This is a genomic window from Mycobacterium sp. D16Q16 (assembly GCF_002013745.1).
Lineage (GTDB): Bacteria > Actinomycetota > Actinomycetes > Mycobacteriales > Mycobacteriaceae > Mycobacterium.
The window spans coordinates 149,323-169,948 of sequence record NZ_MAEY01000014.1; the positions used below are offsets into that span (position 1 = coordinate 149,323).

Genomic DNA, 20,626 nt, shown 5'->3' on the forward strand with positions numbered 1-20,626 from the left:
GCAGTTGACGCCGCCAGGCGTCGCGCCAACCAGTCCTCATCTATGGCACTGGCCAGCAGAAATAACGAAGCGTATTCAGCCCGTGGAACACATCTGTTCACCCGGTCAGGGATCTGTGCAATCTGCGCTGGTAGAGTTCGTCATTGAACGGCGGTGTAAACCCGCACGGCGGTGAGGAGCGGCTCAATGACGACGACCGACGACCGCATCTACACGGCTGCCATGCGGCTCTTCGTCGAGAAGGGCACCACGCAGATCACCATCAGCGAGCTCGCGCAAGAGGCTAACCTGGCACGCGGCACCCTGTACCGGAACCTGGGCTCGATCGACGGCCTGTTTGACCGTGTAGTCGGCGCCATCAGTACGGATCTGCATCAGCGAGTGGCGGCGACGTTCGCCGGGATCGACGATTCGGCGACACGACTGGCCATCGGGGTACGCATGTGGGTGCGGTACGCGCACGAGAACCCCCTGATGGGCCGGTTCGCCGTCAAGTTCGGCCTCAGCCAGCAAACCTTACGCACGTGGATGACCGGCCAGCCGCAGCGTGACATCGATTCCGGCATCGCTTCAGGCCGCTATTCACTGGGCGATCTCACCGTTGACAGCGTGGCATCACTGGTCCAGGGGGCCACGATCAGCTCAATGTGGATGGTGCTGGAAGGCCACCAGACGTGGCGCGAAGCCGGGTCAGCGGCGGCCGAACTTGTGTTACGCGCCTTAGGGATTACCCCGGATGAAGCCCGCGACATCGCGGCAATGCCCTTACCCGCGATGCCATCTCACGTCTTGACGACGACTTAACAGACTTCCGAGTCGGCTTTGACTGCATCGAGATCTGCTGCCGTCGTGACCGTCGAATACACCTACTCGCGAACTGTAGATAACGTGTGCCAGCTTGTTCGACGTACCCGTTCGGAAGCACACGCGGACTTCCGATTTCAGGTCCGAGGCGTTGGTTTCGGGGATACCCTGCTCCGGTGAAGCTGGGGATTGGCGGGGGTGCTTCCGGCTTCCGGGGTGGTATTTCGACTCGGGGTGTCGGGGTAGGGGTGGCGCCGCGGACGGTCACGTGGTGGGGGAGGCGGCGGCGTTGCTGTCTGGGTGATCGCCATTGGTTTGGTCTTGTTCGTGGCGTTGTGGCCCTACCTGCTCGGTACCTTTATCGCGGGTACTAGGTGCGAATGCGCTCTCACTGGTCGCCAGCCGATCCGGTGAGGTTGCCACTGGACTTGAACTTCTGTCTTGGGGTCAACGTTGGCTGAGACTCGGGACTAGTCGGCCGGGGCGGGGCCGTGCCGAATCCGGCGACAAGGGGCATGGCAGCAATGTCACTGCAGGACAGCACATATCACGAGAAGCGTCAAGTTCGACGAACGCACTCTGAGCGTCGGATGTCAGCGACCTTGGGTGTCATTGGTGGAGGGCTCGGCTATGAGCGCTCGTCTTCGGTGGAAGAGTCGTGGTCCTTGGCGAGGTGGTGCAGTATTCGCTCGTGGAGGGCGGCAAGCATGTCGAGTTCAGCGGGGGTCATCAGCTCGATGAAGTTCCGGCGGACGTCCTCCACGTGCCCAGGCGCCGCCTTCTCGACGGCGGCGCGGCCGGCCGATAACAAGCAGACCATGGTGCTGCGAGCGTCGTCGGGATTGGGTTCACGGGTGATCAGACCGTCGGTATGCATGCGCCGAACCTGGTGGGAGACACGGCTTTTCTCCCAGCCTAGTGCGTTTCCCAAGTCGCGAGCGGGCATGCGACCTTCGTCGAGAGCCGAGAGTAACGCCAGGACCTGGTAGTCGGCACCGGACAGGCCTGATTCCTGCAAGCGTCGGGATAGGTGGACCTCGAGTCCGTGATGCGCGTCGACGAAAGCGCGCCAGGCGCGGGCTTCACGAGCATTCAGCCAGTTCGGTTCCATCAGTCTCCACCCTCGTCATTTTGTTGACAAGTCTACCAATTTCATTATGGTTGAGGTGTCAACCTGATTGCCGGGGAGTCTGGACGAGATGCGTCACGAGCAGCATCGGCATCACGACCAGCACCCCGGCCGGTCGGGCATTCGCCGCCGACAACGCAGTCGCGCACCGCCACTCTCGCGTCACATCAGGCCAGTCTTCCTACGGCACAAGAAGAACACCCACTCCATCAATCTCAGAAGGGCAGTCACATGCGCGTTTTAGTCACTGGCGGAACCGGCCACGCCGGCTCGCACATCATCCCCGAGCTGATTGCCGCCGGGCACGAGGTCACCGGCCTGGCCCGGTCGGAGGCATCCGCGGCGGCCCTGTCCGCGCTCGGCGCGACGGTGCGTCGCGGCGACCTCGAGGACCTTGACGGGCTCAAGGAGGCGGCCGCGGACGCCGAGGGCGTCATCCACGTTGCGCACAGGCAAGACCTGCTTCCATACGGCGGGATAGACGCCGTGGCTGCCGCGGAGCTACCGATCATGCTTGCCTACGGCGAGGCCCTGGAAGGGACCGGAAAGCCGCTGGTCGCAGCGGGCAGCATCGGCTCGCCTGGAAACCTGGGCCGACCGGCCGCCGAGGAAGACCCGGCCCTTCCCGCCAGGGCGGGGGACAAGGGCACGCTGCGTGTTCGTAACGTCGTGGAACGCGCCGTAGTCGGCCTTGCCGAGCGGGGAGTGCGGTCTTCGATCGTGCGGCTTCCGCTCATCGCGCACAGCACGACCGATAGTGTCGGCTTTCTCCCGGGGCTCATCGCGCTCGCGAAGGAGAAGGGTGTCGCCGGCTACCCCGGAGACGGCATGAATGCGTGGAACGCCGTACACATCCGCGATGCAGCTTCGTTGTTCCGCTTGGCGTTGGAGAAGGGTCCGGCCGGTAGATATTGGCACGCGGTTCAGGATGGGGGCATCCCGTTCCGCGAGATCGCCGAGGCCATCGGCAGCCGTCTGGGCCTGCCCGCCGTGAGCGTTCCTGTGGATGTCCTAATGCTGCCGGGATACTTCGGCATGTTCACGAATCTGGTCACGCTGGACCTTCCGGCCTCCAGTCTGATCACGCGTCAGACCTTGGGCTGGGCACCTACTCAGCCCGCACTGATGGCTGATCTGGACAACGGTCACTACTTCGCCGCCAGCTGACGGCCTCGGCGCGCCAACCGAATTCCCCACCCTAGGAGGAGTAACCATGACCACGTTCGCCTTGCACCGTGCCACCTTGGAATCCTTCGTCGACTGCATCCACGGCGGTGTAGACGAGAACACCCTCACCCTTCTGCTCGCCGAGAACGTGGTGCTGTATGGCCCGTTTGGCGATGAGCCAGTCAGCGGACGCGAGGCCGTCGTGGAGGCCATCAAGACCGTCAACAAACGGTCGTCCGACGACACCTACATGGAGGTCCTCAGCGGTGAGACCCACCACGCCGCGCACTTCCGGCTGCAGGTCGGAGACGCCACGGTCAACGGCATCTTCTTCGTCCTGCTCGACGCAGACGGCAAGATCGCCGAGGTGAGCATCTTCTACCGAACTCTGCCGGCCGGCGTTGCGCTGCAACGCAATCTCGCCGCCGCAATCGGCATGCTGCCCTGGGAATTACGCACGTACGAGGAGTGATGCCTCACCCCGGAGCGCCCGGCCAGGATTCCGGTAGTCGGCCCAGGACGGGTCCTGGACGTACGTGCGCGCCAAAGGCGATGCCGGGGGTGCGAGCAGGCTCACCGGGACTTTGTGTCCGGAGGGCTCGCCCGGTTCGCTTCCGTCCACCGCGACCTTCCCGGATTGGTTGACATGGCCACCAATTCGCATATGGTGGAGTAGTCAACCTTTTGTCCAGTAGGAAAGACAGGCACCTCATGAGCAGCATCAGCATCATCGGCACCGGCAACATGGCCCACGCCATCGGCGCGCTGGCGGTAGCGGGAGGCAGCACCGTCGAGGTCATCGGCCGGGACCGGTCCAAGGCGGCTGACCTAGCCGCGACTCTCGGCTGCGGCACCACGACGGGAGAGTTCGGCGCCGCCCCGGCCGGGGACATTGTGATCGTGGCCCTGAGGTATGCCGATGTCGTGCCGGTCGTCACCCAATATGGAAACGCGTTGGCAGACAAGGTCATCGTTGACATCAGCAACCCCTTCAATGCCAAGGCCGACGGGCTCGCTATCCCCGCTGACACCTCGATCGCCCAGGAAATAGCCAAGGCGGCTCCGGCCGGCGCCCGTGTGGTGAAGGCCTTCAACACCGTCTTCGGTCACGTCCTGGAGAAGGGTCGGACGTTGGATGTGTTCATGGCAGGCGACGATGCGCAGGCCAAGGCGCGCGTGTCGGAGTTCATCGCCAGTCTCGGGCTGCGCCCGTTGGACGTCGGCGGCTTAACTATGGCGCACTGGCTGGAGGGAACGGGGCTGGTTCTTATGGGCCTCGCCCGTTATGGACTGGACAACTTTGACGTAGCCCTCGGCGCCACCGAATTCTCGGGCTGAGCCGCCTTGCACGCCAGTCCGAGCGGTCAAAGAACGAGGTGCCGCTGCGCACCCGCGATTGCTGATGGATCACTCGATTGCGCTGCTCGAATGCGTGGGTTAGCAGAAATATGAGTTCGGGGCTAGTGCTAACACGTACACGACCACCGCGAGAGTCATGGCAGGCACAGCGGAAACCGGATGCATGTGTTACTCACGAGCAACTCAACGGGCTTCGTGCACTTGTGGCGATCGATGCATGCGGACTGAGTATCTCCCGCATCATTAGAGATAAGCCGTTCGGCTCCCGGCCAGATTCGGCCTCAGTTCGCTGCGTTGAATGCGTCAATAACCTCAGAGGGAATGCGGCCACGCAATGACACCGAATGTCCATTCTTGCTGGCCCACTTGCGGATGGCTGCACTCTGCGCGCGGTCGATGCTTGGTCGCTTCCGGCCTGAACCCAGGCTGGGACGGCCGCGGCGACGACCGTTGACACGACGAGCATGCTCAACCCAAATAGACAGCTGGTTGCGGAGCTTCTCGGCATTCTTTGACGAAAGATCTATTTCGTAAGTGATTCCGTCGATACCGAATTCAACGGATTCGTCGGCAGCTACCTCGCCATCGACATCATCAACGAGCGTTACAGTGACCTTTTTGGCCATTCCGGACGTCCTTCTGAAGGAGAGTTACTTACCAGTAACAGCATGCCAGATGCGACGGAATAGCAACGGCATATCCGCGCAGGCGGGTACGGATATGTGGTTATGCACCGTGATTGGCGCCACGTCGGTCTGGGGTGGTTAGGGCGGCGGATCTTTCTGTTTGGCGTCCTGGGACACGTGGATTCGGCCCCGCGAGGGTCGGCGGGTTGGTAGGTTGCGCTCTGAGCCGCCTGACGTCGAGAGCTTTATACATTCAACCCGGATTCTGAAGCATTCGAGGGCACTCTGGAACTTGGCTATCAGGTTGGGTACCCGTGGTCACTTGGTGTGGGCTTGAACTTCAACTACACGACCCCGAACACCTCGATCCTCTATGGCATTCCGAGTGTTTTCCCCAATGGAGGTCCGGAGGCCTCCTACGTTCAGACCACCAACCTGCTGCCTAGCGCGGGAATCAACGTCGATCTGGGCAACGGCCCCGGCATCGAAGAAGTTGCCACCTTCTCCGTCGCGGTCACCGGAGCGAAAGGTGCTGTGGCGGTGAGTAATGCGCACGGCACGGTCACCGGCGCGGCGGGCGGTGTGTTGCTGCGCCCTTATGCTCGGCTGATCAGCGCTGCCGGTGACAGCGTGACGACCTACGGCGAAACCTGGGACATGAAGTAGTTTGGGCGCAACAGATCTGATTGCTTTCGGACGTGCGTATCACACTGGGCCGCAAGAAATTTGAAAGTCTCCCAGTGAATCTGAAAGCCCGGAAGCGGGTTCGACCGAGCCGGACAGCAGGCACTTAGGGTTGAAATGGATGCGATTGAAGATCCTTGTGCACCCAGCGGCCAGTCATTAGCGTCAGTGGTTGCTTATGAGTTGAGCCGTAATGCTTTTCAGGTTTTATCGCGTAGCCGACGGACATCGCGCTCAACGCAGCCTACGCGGTTGGCGGCCACCGCGGCCGGTATCGACAGATCCAGTAGCACCGCCAACTCATCGGACGAGAACGCCGCCGAATTTGCTGGTTTCTGTCGGCTCGTGTGGTGATGGCGGCAGGACGGTTGACAGGATTGCCAGGAATAGCCCGGTGCAGTCGTTGAGCAGTTCGTCGCGGGTGGCACTGGTGGGGTTGGTGATCCAGTTAGTGAGGATTTCGGCGAACCCGCCAACGACGAATCGGGTGGCGGTCAGTAGCTGCTGTCGGTTGGTGCTGGGGTGAAGGTAGTCGCTGCCGAGGTCTGCGATCATGGTGGCGATGCGTTCGGCAACGTGGCTTCGGCGCTGAGCCAACGGTGGGCTGGCGAGGGCGAGGCTCAGCGCGACGCGGCCTTTCCGGGGATCGTCGGCGGCGAGGTCGATGGCGCATTTGAGGTTGGCGCGGACTTGCGTGGCGATGTCGGGCGGTGTGTGCGCCAGCGTGTCACGGCCGAGATCGATCAGTTCATCCATGATGCGGTCGTAAACGGCCACCGTGAATGCGTCGATATCGGAGAAGTTCTCGTAGAAGTATCGCGAGGGTAGGTCGGCGGATTCGCAGACCTTACGGACGGTGGTGGCCGCCAGCCCGTGGTTGCCGAGCAACTCAAGGCCGGCGTCGAGTAGCCGGGTGCGTCGTTCGGCGCGACGTTGGTCACCGGTTTTGCCGCCGTACACCCGGGCTTCGGTTGTCACCCGAATATCTTGACACACTTGTGCGCAGATAGTATATCTGTCTACAGTCGTGATCAGATGAAGGAGGCTCGAATGACCGACCTCATCGAGGAGGGTTCTGCCGAAGTTGGAACCAGCCGCCACCGAAGCAAACGCCATTAAGCTGTCACATCTGCTCTGCCGAACAGTGATGTCCGCGTTGCTATTTGAACAAGCCGCCCACGCGGAAGCGTCAGCCAGGCCGACTCTCATCGCAGTTCGACATGCCCGCCGCCACCATGTCGTTGACACGTCCTGGACCGACGGACGCATCGATTTCGAGGTGATGGCCACCATGCGGACTATGCGTTGACTGCCACGAATTTCGCATTGTAATCCGCCGGGACCGCTCGTGGCCTGCGACATCGCAACAGCCACAAACGAATCGAAACACCGACCATATTCGGCACAGCGCTCAAGGAGAGATGAAATATGACCGTTGCACAACAGGAAATTCAGCCCGGGTTCAATCCGGCGGCTGACTTCAATCCTGAGGACTACACCACGGGGATCGCCGCCTTCGTCAATGGAACGGCCAATGTGATCATGCAGTTAAGCCAGGCGCCTATCGGTTACGGGGTGATCGAAAGCCCCGTGCACAGCGGGAGCGTCATGTTGCACCCGATCAAACGGTTGCGGACGACGCTGAGTTACATAGCGGTTGCCATACTGGGCACCGACGAGGAACGGCGCGCATACCGCGACGCGGTCAACGTCTCACACCGACAGGTGAGGTCCGGGCCCCACAGCCCGGTGAAGTACAACGCATTCGACAAAAATCTGCAGCTGTGGGTCGCGGCGTGTCTCTACAAGGGCGTCGCCGACACCACCGCACTGCTATCTGGGCCGATTCGCGATGCGGACGCCGACGCTCTTTATCGACACTGCGCGCGACTGGGTACAACACTGCAGCTTCCGCCGGCCATGTGGCCGGCAGATCGTGCCGCCTTCGCGAGGTATTGGGACGAGAATCTCGCTCTCGCCTCAATCGATGACACAGTGCGCGCCTACTTCAACGCATTGATCGACCTAAAGATGCTGCCCCTGCCGTTGCGCTGGGTATTCGCGGGCAGCCACCGCTTCTTCGTCGCCGGGTTCCTGCCGCCGCAGCTGCGCGAGCAGATGCGAATGTCATGGACCGATTCTCAACAACGCCGATTTGAGAAGGTTATGCGCACCGCCGGCACGATACTCGGACGGTCACCCGCGATGATTCGGATGTTCCCGTTCAACTACTACCTATGGGACCTTCGCCGCAGGATCGCCCAAGGTAAACAACTTGTCTGATCACCAAGCCCATCTACCGCCGTCAGGCAAACGCAGGGCCGAGATAGGCTCTCCACAAAGGACTTTCATTCGGTAGGTCCACTGCTAATTCAGCGCGTTCATTAGCGGTAGCACCCTCATTGAAAGAGGTAGAACCTTGGGAAACATTGCACCATCCAGGAAAGCGTCGGAACCGCACATGCAATATCGCATACAGCTGTGGTGCGGAGCCGCGTTGAATATCTGCGGAGCACTCTACGCAGTCGGCCTCATTGTTGTTGCGCGGCTTCTGTTCCCGGTGCCCAACGCCAACGCTTCAGCAATCGAGATTGCCACCTTCTTCGCGCGGAACAGTGATCGCATCCGACTCGGTGCCCTCATCATGGTGATCGGCATAGGATTCTTCGCTCCGTGGGGCGCAATGCTCGTGGCCAGGACCAGGCTCCTGGAGGGCAGGCTCCCCATCTTCACGTACATGAGCGCAACAACCTTCGGGGCAACGCTACTGGCGACCTTCCTTGTTCCGGCCTGCTTTGCGATTGCCGCGTTCAGAACCTGGACCAGCCCTGAAATTCCGCAGATGCTGAACGACGCAGCCTGGTACCTCCTGCTTTACATCTGGCCGCTGTTCACTGTCTGGATATTCTCCTTTGGCATACCCATTCTCACCGCTCCTCAACACCGGCAACTACATCCACGTTGGATCGGATACTTCAGCCTCCTTTGCGGAGCACTGTTCGGTACCTCATTCCTGGTCAATCACGTCAAAACCGGGCCATTCGCCTACAACGGATTCTTCGGTGTGTACGTCCCGGCAGCAGCACTCGGCCTCTGGGGAACGGTGATCAGCATTGAACTAATCCGCGTAGCACGGGCCGAACTGCATACAACGACGCCCGGTAGCCGATAAGAGCGGCAGTCTGCCGCACAACAGCACGATGCTTGCCGAAATCGAATCATGGCCCCGCTGACCATCAAGAGTGCCGCAGCGACACAGCATCCGGCAGCCGCCTCTGGGCTCCCGTCGTTGAGGAACATCCCGTTGGGCGCATCCTCGAGTGCGGAGTCGGTGCGGCAGATAGGGGCGCTCGAAGAGGTCTTCTCGCCGGGTGATGCCGACTGACCTCCATCTACTGCGGCCGGCCCACGGTAACAGTGGGTTTTCTTGTATCGGGGGTGTCGCAGGTGCGGCGGTCGTCGCTATGCGCCGTCCGCTGTCGCGCGTATCGGGCGCGAAAATGCGCGCAGCATGGCGGGGAAGGCCAGTCGTTCCAGCATGCGTGTCTCGGGCAGCTCGGGTTCAACATAGAACTGCGCGGCCACTCCTTCGCGCAGGGCGGTTGCGAGCCGTGCGATCAACTCGGTGTCGATGATCAGCTCGCGGTCGGCAATCGACATCAGTTCGTTGATGATGCCGGCCGCCTCGCGCCGTAGCCGAGCGTCATGCTCGGCCAGCGCCACCGCGGCGCCTGGATCCCGGATCGCGTAGAGCGTGAACTCCATGCTGATCAGGTACCAGCGGCGTTGTGCGGGGCCTTTGTCGTCGATAGCGCGGATGAATGTGCTGAGGGGATCGGGGCTCGTGCGGCATTCGTCCAGCGCCGCCCGCAGCTGAGCGATCAGTTGCTCACCGCTGGCGTCGAACAGGGTGAAGAAGAGCTCATCCTTGCCCGCGAAATTCGAGTAGAACGCGCCGCGCGTGAATCCTGCTGTCTCACAGATGTTCTCGATGCTGGCGCCATGGAATCCGCGGTCGGCGAACACGTCGAGCGCCGCCTCCATCAGGCGCGCACGGGTCTGTTCGCGCCGGCGAGTCGAGCCAGTCGCCATGGGACGCCTTTCCGGTGGTGCGGACTGTAGGTCCATTTTCAATACAACTATGCATCTTAAAGGTTGTCCGCGCGGAATGGCGAGCGAATCACCGAGACGTCGATGGGAAGGTTGACGATGGTCAGCCATCTGATTGATGTGGAAACAGGCGCTATTCACTGTGACACCCTCGTGTGCGGTTTCCCTTGACGGGTTTTCGGTGGCAGGGGTAGCTTGTGGTCAATAGATACAGAACTGTATTGAAAGGTGAGTACATGACCTCCGGAGACGTCGTGGTGGGCGAAGAGCTGTCCGCGTACCTGGTCGGTTCTGCCGATGTAGACCCGATGAGCCCGACACCCGCGGCGACGGTCGAGGAGGAGCGTGACCACCGGCTGCGCGAGTTGGCGGCAGCGTTCCGGATCTTCGGGGCGTTTGGCTTTTCCGAAGGGGTGGCCGGGCATATCACCGTTCGCGATCCGGAGTTCCCCGAGACGTTTTGGGTGAATCCCTTCGGCATGAATTTCCGGCACATCACAGTGTCCGATCTGATCCAGGTCGATCACGACGGCAATGTGATTACCGGCAGTCGCCCCGTGAACAGGGCGGCCTTCTGCATTCACTCCGAGGTCCACAAGGCCAGGCCCGATGTGATCGCCGCCGCGCACGCACACTCGATACATGGCAAGGCGTTCTCCTCGCTCGGGCAGCCGTTGTTACCCATCACGCAGGATGCGTGTGCCTTCTACCAGGACCACGCTGTGTACACCGACTATCGCGGTGTGGTTACGGACCTGGAAGAGGGCAAGGCGATCGGTGCTGCGCTTGGGCCGGCCAAGGCGGTGATCCTGCAGAATCACGGGCTGCTCACCGTGGGCCACTCGGTGGCGGAGGCCGCCTGGTGGTTCATCACGATGGAGCGTTCCTGCCAAGCTCAGCTCCTCGCCATGGCCGCCGGGGAACCCCGGACGATCGACCATGACACGGCCGTCTCGGTCTATAGCCAGATCGGCACCCCGGCTGCCGGATGGTTCCAGTTCCAGCCGCTGTGGGACGACGTGATCAGGGCGGCCCCGGAGGCTCTTCGTTGAGGTCGGCGCTACCCGTATTCGAGGGTCGCCGCGGATGAGTACCACTGCCGAGCAGTCCAAGAGGCTGAGTGACACCGCGCTGACGGTCGATATGCACACCCACGGGCTCAGTATCGTGCCGCGATGGCTGCGCGCCTTGGGCGCCAAGACAATAGGTATGCCGTCCGAGCCGTTGTCGAGATTGTCGACCGGCAAGGTAAATCTCGCGGTCGTCACCGCAGTCGGAGATGCGTTGCTGGGCACCGCATGGCGGTTCCGTTCTCCGTGGCACGGTGTCCAGAGCCAGCTGGCTCTAGCGCGTGCGGAGGCCTCGGCTGCGGGTATTGCCGTGGTCGACACGGTTGAGCAGATCGAAGGCGGCGACGCCGCAGCCGTCATGCTCGGCATCGAAGGCGCCGATGTTGTGGGTACGCAACCGGATCGGCTGATCGACCTTCATCGCGGGGGAGTGCGGGTGCTGGGTTTGGTCCATTACGCCGACAATGGCCTCGGAACGATCAGCACTTCGCTGTCCGGGGGCCGGGGCAGCAGGGCTGTGCGTGCCGGGCGCTACTCCTCGGGTCTGACCGCCCTCGGTAAAGAGGTTGTCACAGAGGCGAACCGGCTGGGCATGCTGATCGATCTTGCGCATGCCGACGCATCGACCACCGTGGCCGTATGCGATCAGACGTCGGCTCCGGTGGTCAGCTCGCACACCGGCGCGGCAGCGGTCCATGAGTTTGCGCGCTACATCAGCGACGCGGAGGCGCGCGCGATAGCCGCCACCGGCGGGCTGATCGGATTGTGGCCGATGGGGTTTCGCGGCGTGGGCATGCGCGACCTGGATGAGTTCGCCCGACACGCCTCGCATCTTGCGGGGCTGGTCGGTCCCGACCACCTATGCATCGGAACGGATATGAACGGCATACCCAGGTATGTCCCGGGGTTCGACGGTCCTACCGGATTCCCATCGTTGATCGACGCACTGTTGCGCACCGGCTTCGATGCTTCCGAGGCCACCGGGATTCTCGGAGGCAACGCCCTGCGCGTTCTGAAGCAGACCCTCCCGGCTCCACCGGGGAGCGCACGTATCACGTAACCAGCCAATTCAATGGGTAGTAAAGGAGTTCGGATGGCAAAGGTCCAGATAGAAACCGCTGTGGCACCGCATCCCGTCGGTGCCTACTCGCAGGCCGTGCGCATTGGTGACACTCTGCAGGTGTCGGGCCAAGCGGGGATCAACGCCCGGACCCATTCTTTGGCGGGCGATACCGTCTATGAGCAGACGATCCAGGCGCTGCGCAACGTCGAGGCGATCCTGCACGCTGGGGGCGCTGACCTCGGCGATGTGCTGATGCTCCGGGTATTCCTTCATGCCCCAGAAGGATTCGCCGAACTCAATAAGGCGTTCGAGGACACCATCAGCAAGCCCTACCCGGCGCGCACGACTCTTTTCGGCGGGCTGCCGCCCGGGTTGTTGGTGGAGATAGACGCGCTCGCGAAACTTTCCGGGACAGGGGAATAGTCATGCGCAGACCGCGCCTCTCTGCCGCGCAGAGCATTCAGGTTGGAGTTCAATGAAAATCGCCGTGGCCGGCGCCGGAAGCGTCGGCTGCTATGTGGGCGGCAGACTGCAGACCGCGGGCCATGACCTCGTGTACGTCGGTCGGGGGACCCTTGGTCAGTCGATCGCGGAGCACGGCCTCGCTCTGTCGGATTATCAGGGATGGTCGGCGACGATCCCTGGACACGATTGCGTGTTCTCCGAGGACATCGATGCGGTGCGCGCCGCCGACGTCGTGCTCGTGACCGTGAAGTCGGCCGCGACCCCGAAGATGGCGGAATCGCTGGCCGACAGGCTCCGCCCCGGAGCAGTGGTGGTCAGTCTGCAGAATGGGATCAGCAATCCGGCTCAGATATCGCGATACGTCAAGCAGCACCGTGTGATCACCGGAATGGTCGGCTTCAACGTCGCACAGGTCGGGCCGGTGCACTTTCATCAGGGCACACAGGGAAAACTCTCGATCTCCGTCGGAGCAGAGTCCCTGGCGGACGCACTCACGGACAGCGGATTACCCGCTGCCGTGCGTGACGACATGCCAGCGGTGCAGTGGGGAAAGCTCGTGGTGAACCTCAACAATGCGGTGAACGCGCTCTCGGGCCTACCGTTGAAAGCCGAACTGGGAGAGCGGGAGTACCGCCTGGTGCTGGCCGCGGCCCAGCGGGAGGCCCTCAGCCTTCTGCGCCGTAACAACCAGCCGGTGGTCGGCCCTCTCGCGGCGCCCCTCGCACTCATGCCCTGGGTGCTCCGGATGCCCAACTCGGTGTTCGCCCTGCTGGCGCGACAGATGGTCGAGATCGACCCTCAGGCGCGTTCATCCATGCTCGACGACATCACCCGTGGCAGGCCGACCGAAATCGACTACATCAATGGCGAAGTCGTCAAGCTTGCCCAGAAACTCGGCACGAAGGCGCCCGTCAACGCCGCGCTCGTCAGCCTCGTCCGCGAGGCCAGCTCATCCGGTGACAAGAAGTGGTCGGGTTCGGAGCTGCGCCGAGAGGTCGAGCTTCGCAGCGCAGGAAGCCACGCCACGTGACGGCCGATCGAGTGACCTCCACGCGAACGCGTCGTGACCGCTCGATTAATTCCACTGCAACACATATGAACTAGCGAGTCGAGCAGTTCTATCTCTCAGTCTGTAGGGCTTGGATTGCGGGATGGTCGAGGTCGATTTCTCACTGTTGGACGTTCCGCGAACCGGGGCGGTGACAGATCCCGAGGCCTACCTGCGTGCCGCGATCAACTGGCATTTCGGGGAGGACACCGGGTCGGCGTTCTGGTTGCGTACCGCCCAGGCCCTGGACTTTCATCCGTTGACCGACGTGAATGTTTTCGACGACCTTCGGCTGTTCCCGAACCTGGTCAACGAGCTGCGCAACGCGCCCGTCGAGGACCTGATTCCGCGCGGCTATGGAACCCCGGCGCCGGTGCCCAGGATCTTCGAATCGGGCGGCACCACCGGCGCGCCCAAACGCACGGCGCAGCTGCCCGACTGGGTTGAACAGGTCACCCGCTGGCAGATCGAGGACTTCACCGCCGGCGGATTCGTGCCAGGTCAGGGCCTGCTGTTCCTCATGCCCAGCGGTCCGCACGGCGTCGGCCACTTCTCCCGCGCAGTCAGTGAGCGGCTCGGATCGGTGTTCTATCCGGTGGACCTGGATCCGCGGTGGGTCAAGAAGCTCGCTGCACGCAATGCCACCGCCGAGGTGTCGGGTTATGTCCAGCATGTTCTGGAGCAGGCACGGTTCGTTCTGCAGACCCAGCACGTGGCCAATCTGCACACCAGCCCGCCGCTGCTAGGCGCTATCGCCCGCGATGAGGCCATGGTGGACCTGGTGAACCAGAAGATCCGCTACATACTGATCAGCGGTGCCCACGTTGATCTGGACACCCTCGATCTACTTCGTGAAATCTTCCCGGCGGCCGCGATCACGATGGCGTTCGGCAGCACAATGATCCTGTCCCAGGCCAAGACTCGAGTCGACGGCGATGCCTTCGTCTTCGACCCCCGGACGCCCTACGTCGTCTTCTGGGTGATCGATCCCGCAACAGGCGAGTGCGTGCCCTACGGAGAGCGCGGTCAGGTGGTGATGAACCACATCAGCAAGGGCATGTTCATTCCGAACAACCTCGAACGCGACAGCGCGATCCGCATGCGCGGACCCGAGGGCCAGGTGGGCGATTCCGTCAGCGAGGTAGTTCCCGTGGCCACCTTCGGGGGCGAGCCGGTGATCGAGGGCGTCTACTGATCGTGATTGCACTTGATGCACTCGGCCCCGGCGGCGAGTACCGCACCCGCACCCACGAGGCGATCACCGATGTGACCGGGGCGCCGGTCGCCGAGTTGAGCATCGTGCCCCCGCTGTATGTGATCCGCAGCATTCGTGCGCAGCGCAATGTCAGGCCGCTTCCCGCCGATCTGCGTGAGGCCGCTCTGGCCAAGGCTGCCAACATCTTTGGCACCGCGGAGATCGGCGGCATGGGATTTGAGCAGTATGTCGACATGGTCAGTCGGGTATCGGGGCTGCCGATCGCGCTTGCGCGATTCAGTGCCCGTGGTGTCGCCGAAGCGGTGGATCGGGCGGTCGACGCGGTGGCACCGGCCCGGCCGGAGGGTGCGGCTCTGGACTGGCGCGACGAACGCACCAGACGGGGGAGCGCGGTGTGGGCGCGCCGCGGGGAGGTGCTTGCCGTGCACGCATCGGGGAACAGCCCCGGTGTTCACGGTGGGTGGGCGCAGGCCTTGGCCCTGGGATATCGGGTGGCGATCCGCCCGTCGCGGCGAGAACCCTTTACCGGACACCGACTCGTCAATGCAATGCGCCAGGCGGGATTTCGGCCCGAAGATGCGCTGTACCTGCCGACCGACCATGCGGGTGCCGCCGAGATCATCACCGCGGCCGACCTCGCCGTCGTCTACGGCGGACAAGACGTGGTCGACGCGTACGCCCATGACCCGACGGTGATGGTGAACGGACCGGGCCGCACCAAGATCCTGATCACCGCAGAACAGGACTGGCGTGATTACCTCGACGTCATCGTCGAGTCGATCAGCGGGCAGGGCGGCATGGCCTGCACCAACGCGACGGCCGTTCTCTACGAGGGCGATCCGCGACTGTTGGCAGAGGCGATCGCTGGCAGGCTCGCGACGATCGCGCCGCTGCCGATCGCCGACGAACGTGCCGCTCTGCCGGTCCAGCCTCTAGCCGCCGCCGGGCGCCTTGCCGAGCATCTGGCGGCGAAATCTCGGGGCGCCACACCGCTGCTGGGCGCCGCGCAGGTGGTGGCGGACCTCGGCGACGGCTCGGCCGCGCTGAGACCGGCCGTGCATCTGCTCGAACTACCCGACATCGACACGCTCAATACCGAGTTTGCCTTCCCGTGCGTGTGGATAGCACCCTGGTCGCGTGCCGACGGGCTTGCCCCGCTGCGGGATTCGCTGGTCATCAACACGATCACCGATGACGAGGGGCTGATCGATGATCTCCTCAACGAGCCGACGGTGGCGAACGTGTACAGCGGCGCACACCTCACCTCATATTCGGCACCCGATATCCCGCATGACGGTTTTCTCGCTGACTTTCTGATGCGCACCAAGGGCGTCATCAGAGGCTGAGCTCAGGGTTGTGGCGCCCAGGGGCCTTGACCACCGACCGACTCGATGCGGACGCGGGTCAAGTATCCATCCGGGGAGCCGGGCGGTGGGAAGTACTCATCGGAGCCGAGCAGGGCGACGGCCAGCCCCTTGAGTACCTCGAGTCCGCCTCCCTCGACCACTCGCGCGGAACCAGTGACGGACAGGTATTGGCGCTGCTGGCCGGGTTGGCTAGGGGCGAGGATGGTCAGGGCGACATGCGGATCGCGCCGGATGTTGCGCAGCTTCTTGTAGTTGCCCGACAGATGAGCGGACACCAGCTCGTCGCCCTCTGACGTGGACTGCAGGGCAACCCAGACGACGGACACCTGTGGGGTGCCGTCGGGGTTGATGGTGACGAGCGTGGCGTCAACGCCCGCTCCGATCAGAGTGCGGCCGGCATCGTTGAGTTCCATGTGTGATGTCTACCCCGTTGCGGCTGATTTCATTCCCGCAATGGAAGGACGCTCTGGCCCGGAAGCGCGATAGTCCCTGAGACGGGAGTGCCCGGCTGACAACGTTGTCAACCGGGCACGGCGCCGAAATATGTTATTGCAGAACGGTTGTGGTGTTCGTACCGAACGGAACCTGCGGGTTGGTGCCCAACGGGGTCCGCGGGTTGGCGCCCTCGTGGGTGGGCTCATGGAAGCCGCGGTCGTACAGATTGGTGCCGGGCTGGGTGCACGCTCCACCGACGCGCGGAGCGCCGCCGGCACACGCGGTGCGGCAGCTGTGGTTGTACGGCGTCTCGCCTGCGGAACACACCGGGAGATCAGCGGCCGCTACCGGGGCGAGGTACATCGCGGCGGAGGCGCCCAGGGTCCCGGCGAACAACGCGATGCGGATGGGCAGTGACACCATGAGGTTCAGGGCTCCTAACAAAGCATGAATCGAAGTTGAACCACAGGTTACCTATCATAACGATTCTAACGGACAGAATATTTGCTATGAGTTACCTGCATGCTTTGTTTTCGCGCGAAATACCAGTTGACACGCATACTGCGCGACACGCCAGTGTAGCTATTAACAACCTCCAGCTAACCCGTAGGCTACCGGGGGAGGGTTATCTGGGCGATAGATACCTGCGCCGCGCTCAGAGCGCGCGCAGGTATCGCCGAGTTACCACTCGCTGTAGCTGCTCGACCACCAGGTTGCCCATCCGGACCCACCAGTACGACGGCTTCGAGAAGGCTGTGATCTCCACGGATACAACGTCATTGGATGGATCAAGGCGCACGATGAAGACCTCTTCGCCGGTTTCGGGGTGGCCCCGAAGCGTGCCGTATGCGAAACCGCGCCGATTCGGCTCGTCGACCACGTACACGATGCGGCACAACGCCCAGAACGGCCACAGGCGTGTTGCCACGTTGACACCCTCAGCGGCCTGGGGTGCGGAGGTCTGCACCGGCAGCCCGATCCCGCGTTGGATACCGAACCGCATCAGGCTTGCGGCGGCCTCCTCGAACCGCGCTCTGCCGGTCCCGAGCTGCTGTGATTCGCGCACGTGGTGGTATCCGGCGGGCAGCTCACCGGCCGTCGCGCCGATTTCGGAGTAGGTGAAAGGGAGCTGGCTCAGCTGGGCAATATCCACCCCAATAACGTAGGTGAGCATGACCACCGAGGAAGCAGTAACAGCGCATGAGGGAGGCGGGTTCAACCCGCCGGATCCCACCCTCAAGGGCGGCCCAGACTACGGCCGTTTCATCGACGCGCTGCGAACCCTGCAGGACCGCGCCCGTGCCGCCCTGCCACCCGATGAGATGGTCACCGCGCTGGCCAGCCAGCTGGACACCATGAACGAGCTGCTGGCCCCCTACGAGGTGTCGGAATGGGACTCGCCCTCGGGTCGGCGCACCGATCTCCCGCTGCGCGGGAACATCCTGCTGGTTCCGATGACAATCGACAGCTTTGATAACGGAGTGCTCAGGGGCACAGCAACTTTCGGTCGTTATCACCTGGGCCGAAACGGTGCCGTGCACGGCGGATGCCTCGGGCTGCTCTTCGACACCATTATCGGTACCGGCACGATGCTGCTGACTGATCTGCGTAAGTTGCGCACCGCGTACCTGAACATCAACTACCGCAAGGTCACGCCGATTGAGAAGGAGCTGCAGTACGACTGCACGCTGGACCGCGTGGAGGGGCGCAAGGTGTTCCTGACGAGCAGATTGCTCGACGGCGATGATGTGCTCGCTGAAGCCGACGCGCTTTTCGTCAAGCTCAATCCCGGCCAGCCGTGAACAAGGCCACCCGCAGGTGGGCCCGGTGGCGTGACACTGTGCGGGATCGGCCGGCGCTCGACATCGTCTACCGCGTGGTGGTCGCCGTCATCGGTCTGCTGGTGCTTGGTGTGGGCATCATCGCCATCCCGTATCCGGGACCCGGCTGGGCGATCGTGTTCCTCGGTCTGGCCATTCTCGCTACCGAATTCTCATGGGCTGCCAAACTTCTGCACGCAGTGAGGGTCCGGTATGACAGATTCATGGCCTGGTTCTCCACCCAGCCACAGTGGGTGCGGGGGATAGGGGTGCTGTTCACCGCGGCCTTGGTGTTGGTCACGCTGTGGGCACTCGGTGCGGTCGGTTGGGTCGCCGCGCTCGTCGGGGTCGAAGCGCCCTGGCTGAAGAGCCCGCTAGGGATTGGCAGCTGACCTTTTCCGCATTCGGTCGATAACGTTCGCCCACATTACTTTTGAGCCCGCGACGAGCTCGGTGCCGGCGTCGCGTGCCGAGATCATGCCCTTCATCATCCGCACCGCGTCTGCCTTGTTGCGGGTGGAGGCCTTGTTCATGTGGCCCGTATCGAACGGCGGCTGCGGGTCGTACTCGATGCAGAGTTGGGTGGCCTCGGCGCGCGGCCGTCCGGCGATTTCGCCGACGAGCCATAGCCCAAGGTCGAGTCCTGCCGATACGCCTGCGGCGGTGACCACCTTGCCGTCGCGGACGATGCGTTTGTCGCGCTGAGCATTCGCGCCGAAGGTGGACAGCACCCGCTGTCCGGCCCAGTGGCAGGTGGCGTTCTTGCCTTGCAGGATTCCGGCGGCACCCAGAATGAGCGACCCGCTGCATACCGGCGCGGTCCACGTCGTGGTCTGATGCGCTTGCTGGAGCCACGTGAGTACGCCCTCGTCGGCGGCGGTGCTCATCGTGGCCGGTATCGAACCTCCGACCAGGACGATGTCGGGTGCCGCGGTTTCTCCGAAGGAATGTGTCGCGCCGAGCGCCAGCACGCCACTGTCGGTCACTACCGGGCCCGGCTCGTGCCAGACGAATCGAAGCTCGGCATCGGGTAGTCCCCGGAGCATTTCGTACGGACCTATCGCGTCGAGCGCCGTCATGCCGGGGTACGCCAGGATCGCTATCTGCATGACTGCCATGGTGGTCGTGCGGTCGCAGAAGCAGAAGTGGCCAGATAGCCAGTATCCGATGAGATATTGCCAGTCGGAGTTAGGCTGGCCGCATGCACTCCGTGTCATCGGGTCGTTCGGACAAGCCTCACTCCGTACCTTCGAGTCGTTCGGACAAGCCTCACTCCGTCGTCGTTCTTGCGCTTCCCGACACCATCGGCTTCGACCTGGCCACCGCCGTGGAGGTGTTCCGTCGCGTGCACCTCGCCGATGGCACCCGGCCCTACCGGGTGCGCGTGTGCGGGACCGCGCCAGTCGTCTCCGCCGGACCGTTTGGCATCGCGACAGATCTTGGGCTGGAGGCCTTTTCGGAGGCTGACACGATCGTGGTCCCGGCGCGCAATGACGTGACGGCACCCACGCCGGACGGTGTCATCGAGGCGCTGCAGGCCGCCTACCGGTGTGGAGTGCGCATCGCTTCCATCTGCGCAGGGGCGTTCACGCTTGCCGAGGCGGGAATTCTGGACGGCAAGCGGGCCACCACCCATTGGCTGGCGGCCGACCTGTTCCGGGAGATGTTCCCGGCGGTGCGCCTGGATGCCGATGTGCTGTACGTGGATGAGGGGCAGGTGCTCACCTCCGCCGGCGCCTCCGCAGGGCTCGATCTGTGCCTGCACATGGTCACGCGCGATCACGGCGCGGCGGTCGCTTCGGAGGCTGCGCGGGTGGCCGTGGCGCCGTTGCACCGCGACGGTGGCCAAGCGCAGTACGTCATCCGTAACCGTCAGCGCACCGAGGCCGGTCTCGGGGAGATCTTGGCCTGGATCGAGCACAACGCTCATCGCGAGCTGTCCCTGGAGGGCCTCGCGGCCCAGGCATCCACCAGTGTGCGCAGCCTCAACCGGCGGTTTCGTGCCGAAACGGGGCAGACGCCGATGCAATGGCTCACCGGTGTGCGGGTCCGTCATGCTCAACAGCTGCTGGAATGTTCCGCCGACTCGGTGGAGTGGATCGGGCGCGAGGTGGGGTTCGGTTCACCTGCGAATTTCCGGGAGCAGTTCCGCCGACTCACCGGGGTCTCCCCGTTGGCTTACCGGAATACGTTCCGGGCTCGATCGGCCTGAGTACGCGCAGCGCCCATCAGGCTGGGAAGTCGCTGGTGCGGACCGATAGCA

24 protein-coding genes and 1 pseudogene are annotated in these 20,626 nt (G+C 63.2%); 17 read left to right on the forward strand and 8 right to left on the reverse strand.

Going from position 1 to position 20,626, the window contains the following annotated elements:
- Positions 1-186: 186 nt before the first annotated feature.
- Positions 187-804: a TetR/AcrR family transcriptional regulator gene (locus B4394_RS15730; RefSeq protein WP_078310830.1), complete on the forward strand. Its 618-nt coding sequence runs from the start codon at positions 187-189 to the stop codon at positions 802-804.
- 628 nt (positions 805-1,432) lie between these two features.
- Here the strand turns inward: B4394_RS15730 and B4394_RS15735 are convergent.
- Entirely contained in the window at positions 1,433-1,915 is a 483-nt protein-coding gene (locus tag B4394_RS15735) for a MarR family winged helix-turn-helix transcriptional regulator (protein WP_078310829.1), read from the reverse strand.
- Between the two features lie 249 nt (positions 1,916-2,164).
- Between B4394_RS15735 and B4394_RS15740 the strand changes: the two genes are divergently transcribed.
- The 3 genes from B4394_RS15740 to B4394_RS15750 all read left to right on the forward strand — a co-directional run bounded on the left by B4394_RS15740 (position 2,165) and on the right by B4394_RS15750 (position 4,438).
- Positions 2,165-3,100 (forward strand): SDR family oxidoreductase, encoded by a 936-nt coding sequence (locus B4394_RS15740; protein WP_078310828.1) that lies wholly within the window; start codon positions 2,165-2,167, stop codon positions 3,098-3,100.
- Between the two features lie 46 nt (positions 3,101-3,146).
- Entirely contained in the window at positions 3,147-3,572 is a 426-nt protein-coding gene (locus B4394_RS15745) for a nuclear transport factor 2-like protein (RefSeq protein WP_078315630.1), read from the forward strand.
- 239 nt (positions 3,573-3,811) lie between these two features.
- The gene (locus tag B4394_RS15750; protein WP_078315631.1) at positions 3,812-4,438 is read left to right on the forward strand and encodes an NADPH-dependent F420 reductase; all 627 of its coding nucleotides are present in this window, start codon (positions 3,812-3,814) and stop codon (positions 4,436-4,438) included.
- Between the two features lie 302 nt (positions 4,439-4,740).
- Here the strand turns inward: B4394_RS15750 and B4394_RS15755 are convergent, their stop codons facing one another.
- Entirely contained in the window at positions 4,741-5,085 is a 345-nt protein-coding gene (locus B4394_RS15755) for a histone-like nucleoid-structuring protein Lsr2 (protein WP_078310825.1), read from the reverse strand.
- Between the two features lie 264 nt (positions 5,086-5,349).
- Between B4394_RS15755 and B4394_RS15760 the strand changes: the two are divergent.
- A pseudogene (locus B4394_RS15760) lies at positions 5,350-5,751 on the forward strand (MspA family porin); the annotation flags it as partial.
- Between the two features lie 318 nt (positions 5,752-6,069).
- On the opposite strand, the gene B4394_RS25440 reads toward B4394_RS15760, so the two are convergent.
- Positions 6,070-6,747: a TetR/AcrR family transcriptional regulator gene (locus B4394_RS25440; protein ID WP_170914999.1), complete on the reverse strand. Its 678-nt coding sequence runs from the start codon at positions 6,745-6,747 to the stop codon at positions 6,070-6,072.
- Positions 6,748-7,197: 450 nt separating this feature from the next.
- Between B4394_RS25440 and B4394_RS15770 the strand changes: the two genes are divergently transcribed.
- The 3 genes from B4394_RS15770 (at position 7,198) to B4394_RS25445 (ending at position 9,154) form a co-directional block, all read left to right on the forward strand.
- A complete protein-coding gene (locus B4394_RS15770; protein ID WP_078310823.1) occupies positions 7,198-8,052 on the forward strand; it encodes an oxygenase MpaB family protein in 855 nt (284 codons plus the stop codon).
- Between the two features lie 178 nt (positions 8,053-8,230).
- On the forward strand, positions 8,231-8,941 hold the full coding sequence (locus B4394_RS15775) for a hypothetical protein (RefSeq protein ID WP_078315633.1): 711 nt from the start codon (positions 8,231-8,233) through the stop codon (positions 8,939-8,941).
- A gap of 48 nt (positions 8,942-8,989) precedes the next feature.
- A complete protein-coding gene (locus B4394_RS25445; RefSeq protein WP_170914998.1) occupies positions 8,990-9,154 on the forward strand; it encodes a hypothetical protein in 165 nt (54 codons plus the stop codon).
- A 77-nt stretch (positions 9,155-9,231) separates the two neighbouring features.
- Here the strand turns inward: B4394_RS25445 and B4394_RS15780 are convergent, their stop codons facing one another.
- A complete protein-coding gene (locus B4394_RS15780; protein WP_078310821.1) occupies positions 9,232-9,861 on the reverse strand; it encodes a TetR/AcrR family transcriptional regulator in 630 nt (209 codons plus the stop codon).
- Between the two features lie 254 nt (positions 9,862-10,115).
- On the opposite strand from B4394_RS15780, the gene B4394_RS15785 reads away from it, so the two are divergent.
- From B4394_RS15785 to B4394_RS15810, 6 genes are all read left to right on the forward strand, one after another.
- On the forward strand, positions 10,116-10,931 hold the full coding sequence (locus B4394_RS15785; RefSeq protein WP_078315634.1) for a class II aldolase/adducin family protein: 816 nt from the start codon (positions 10,116-10,118) through the stop codon (positions 10,929-10,931).
- 34 nt (positions 10,932-10,965) lie between these two features.
- A complete protein-coding gene (locus B4394_RS15790; protein WP_078315635.1) occupies positions 10,966-12,009 on the forward strand; it encodes a dipeptidase in 1,044 nt (347 codons plus the stop codon).
- A 33-nt stretch (positions 12,010-12,042) separates the two neighbouring features.
- Positions 12,043-12,435 carry a RidA family protein gene (locus tag B4394_RS15795; protein WP_078315636.1) on the forward strand — a complete coding sequence of 131 codons (393 nt, stop codon included), beginning with the start codon at positions 12,043-12,045 and terminating at the stop codon, positions 12,433-12,435.
- A gap of 52 nt (positions 12,436-12,487) precedes the next feature.
- The gene (locus tag B4394_RS15800) at positions 12,488-13,507 is read left to right on the forward strand and encodes a 2-dehydropantoate 2-reductase (RefSeq protein WP_078315637.1); all 1,020 of its coding nucleotides are present in this window, start codon (positions 12,488-12,490) and stop codon (positions 13,505-13,507) included.
- Positions 13,508-13,628: 121 nt separating this feature from the next.
- Complete coding sequence (locus tag B4394_RS15805) at positions 13,629-14,720, forward strand: phenylacetate--CoA ligase family protein (RefSeq protein WP_078310816.1); 1,092 nt, start codon at positions 13,629-13,631, stop codon at positions 14,718-14,720.
- Between the two features lie 2 nt (positions 14,721-14,722).
- Positions 14,723-16,087 (forward strand): aldehyde dehydrogenase family protein, encoded by a 1,365-nt coding sequence (locus B4394_RS15810; protein ID WP_078310815.1) that lies wholly within the window; start codon positions 14,723-14,725, stop codon positions 16,085-16,087.
- Positions 16,088-16,089: 2 nt separating this feature from the next.
- On the opposite strand, the gene B4394_RS15815 is transcribed toward B4394_RS15810, so the two are convergent.
- From B4394_RS15815 to B4394_RS15825, 3 genes are all read right to left on the reverse strand, one after another.
- Positions 16,090-16,521 (reverse strand): PPOX class F420-dependent oxidoreductase, encoded by a 432-nt coding sequence (locus tag B4394_RS15815; protein WP_078315638.1) that lies wholly within the window; start codon positions 16,519-16,521, stop codon positions 16,090-16,092.
- A 133-nt stretch (positions 16,522-16,654) separates the two neighbouring features.
- Positions 16,655-16,966, reverse strand: a complete 312-nt coding sequence (locus B4394_RS15820; RefSeq protein ID WP_078310812.1) for a hypothetical protein — start codon at positions 16,964-16,966, stop codon at positions 16,655-16,657.
- A gap of 232 nt (positions 16,967-17,198) precedes the next feature.
- Positions 17,199-17,696: a DUF1990 domain-containing protein gene (locus tag B4394_RS15825; RefSeq protein WP_078315692.1), complete on the reverse strand. Its 498-nt coding sequence runs from the start codon at positions 17,694-17,696 to the stop codon at positions 17,199-17,201.
- 19 nt (positions 17,697-17,715) lie between these two features.
- Here B4394_RS15825 and B4394_RS15830 point away from each other — a divergent pair, with 19 nt between their 5' ends.
- Both B4394_RS15830 and B4394_RS15835 read left to right on the forward strand, forming a co-directional pair.
- Positions 17,716-18,345 carry a PaaI family thioesterase gene (locus tag B4394_RS15830; RefSeq protein ID WP_078310810.1) on the forward strand — a complete coding sequence of 210 codons (630 nt, stop codon included), beginning with the start codon at positions 17,716-17,718 and terminating at the stop codon, positions 18,343-18,345.
- The gene (locus tag B4394_RS15835; protein ID WP_078315639.1) at positions 18,342-18,755 is read left to right on the forward strand and encodes a TIGR02611 family protein; all 414 of its coding nucleotides are present in this window, start codon (positions 18,342-18,344) and stop codon (positions 18,753-18,755) included. The genes B4394_RS15830 and B4394_RS15835 overlap by 4 nt, the downstream gene beginning before the upstream one ends.
- Here B4394_RS15835 and B4394_RS15840 read toward each other — a convergent pair.
- Entirely contained in the window at positions 18,738-19,472 is a 735-nt protein-coding gene (locus B4394_RS15840; RefSeq protein WP_078315693.1) for a DJ-1/PfpI family protein, read from the reverse strand. The two genes, B4394_RS15835 and B4394_RS15840, sit on opposite strands and share 18 nt — an antisense overlap.
- A gap of 92 nt (positions 19,473-19,564) precedes the next feature.
- On the opposite strand from B4394_RS15840, the gene B4394_RS15845 reads away from it, so the two are divergent.
- Positions 19,565-20,575, forward strand: a complete 1,011-nt coding sequence (locus tag B4394_RS15845; protein WP_139360231.1) for a GlxA family transcriptional regulator — start codon at positions 19,565-19,567, stop codon at positions 20,573-20,575.
- The last annotated feature ends 51 nt before the right edge of the window (positions 20,576-20,626 follow it).

Bases quoted from the DNA above. Each gene is read 5' to 3' on its own strand.
- B4394_RS15730 (WP_078310830.1), top strand. From the start codon at position 187: ATGACGACGACCGACGACCGCATCTACACGGCTGCCATGCGGCTCTTC.
- B4394_RS15735 (WP_078310829.1), bottom strand. From the start codon at position 1,915: ATGGAACCGAACTGGCTGAATGCTCGTGAAGCCCGCGCCTGGCGCGCT.
- B4394_RS15740 (WP_078310828.1), top strand. From the start codon at position 2,165: ATGCGCGTTTTAGTCACTGGCGGAACCGGCCACGCCGGCTCGCACATC.
- B4394_RS15745 (WP_078315630.1), top strand. From the start codon at position 3,147: ATGACCACGTTCGCCTTGCACCGTGCCACCTTGGAATCCTTCGTCGAC.
- B4394_RS15750 (WP_078315631.1), top strand. From the start codon at position 3,812: ATGAGCAGCATCAGCATCATCGGCACCGGCAACATGGCCCACGCCATC.
- B4394_RS15755 (WP_078310825.1), bottom strand. From the start codon at position 5,085: ATGGCCAAAAAGGTCACTGTAACGCTCGTTGATGATGTCGATGGCGAG.
- B4394_RS15770 (WP_078310823.1), top strand. From the start codon at position 7,198: ATGACCGTTGCACAACAGGAAATTCAGCCCGGGTTCAATCCGGCGGCT.
- B4394_RS15775 (WP_078315633.1), top strand. From the start codon at position 8,231: ATGCAATATCGCATACAGCTGTGGTGCGGAGCCGCGTTGAATATCTGC.
- B4394_RS25445 (WP_170914998.1), top strand. From the start codon at position 8,990: ATGGCCCCGCTGACCATCAAGAGTGCCGCAGCGACACAGCATCCGGCA.
- B4394_RS15780 (WP_078310821.1), bottom strand. From the start codon at position 9,861: ATGGCGACTGGCTCGACTCGCCGGCGCGAACAGACCCGTGCGCGCCTG.
- B4394_RS15785 (WP_078315634.1), top strand. From the start codon at position 10,116: ATGACCTCCGGAGACGTCGTGGTGGGCGAAGAGCTGTCCGCGTACCTG.
- B4394_RS15790 (WP_078315635.1), top strand. From the start codon at position 10,966: ATGAGTACCACTGCCGAGCAGTCCAAGAGGCTGAGTGACACCGCGCTG.
- B4394_RS15795 (WP_078315636.1), top strand. From the start codon at position 12,043: ATGGCAAAGGTCCAGATAGAAACCGCTGTGGCACCGCATCCCGTCGGT.
- B4394_RS15800 (WP_078315637.1), top strand. From the start codon at position 12,488: ATGAAAATCGCCGTGGCCGGCGCCGGAAGCGTCGGCTGCTATGTGGGC.
- B4394_RS15805 (WP_078310816.1), top strand. From the start codon at position 13,629: ATGGTCGAGGTCGATTTCTCACTGTTGGACGTTCCGCGAACCGGGGCG.
- B4394_RS15815 (WP_078315638.1), bottom strand. From the start codon at position 16,521: ATGGAACTCAACGATGCCGGCCGCACTCTGATCGGAGCGGGCGTTGAC.
- B4394_RS15820 (WP_078310812.1), bottom strand. From the start codon at position 16,966: ATGGTGTCACTGCCCATCCGCATCGCGTTGTTCGCCGGGACCCTGGGC.
- B4394_RS15830 (WP_078310810.1), top strand. From the start codon at position 17,716: ATGACCACCGAGGAAGCAGTAACAGCGCATGAGGGAGGCGGGTTCAAC.
- B4394_RS15840 (WP_078315693.1), bottom strand. From the start codon at position 19,472: ATGCAGATAGCGATCCTGGCGTACCCCGGCATGACGGCGCTCGACGCG.
- B4394_RS15845 (WP_139360231.1), top strand. From the start codon at position 19,565: ATGCACTCCGTGTCATCGGGTCGTTCGGACAAGCCTCACTCCGTACCT.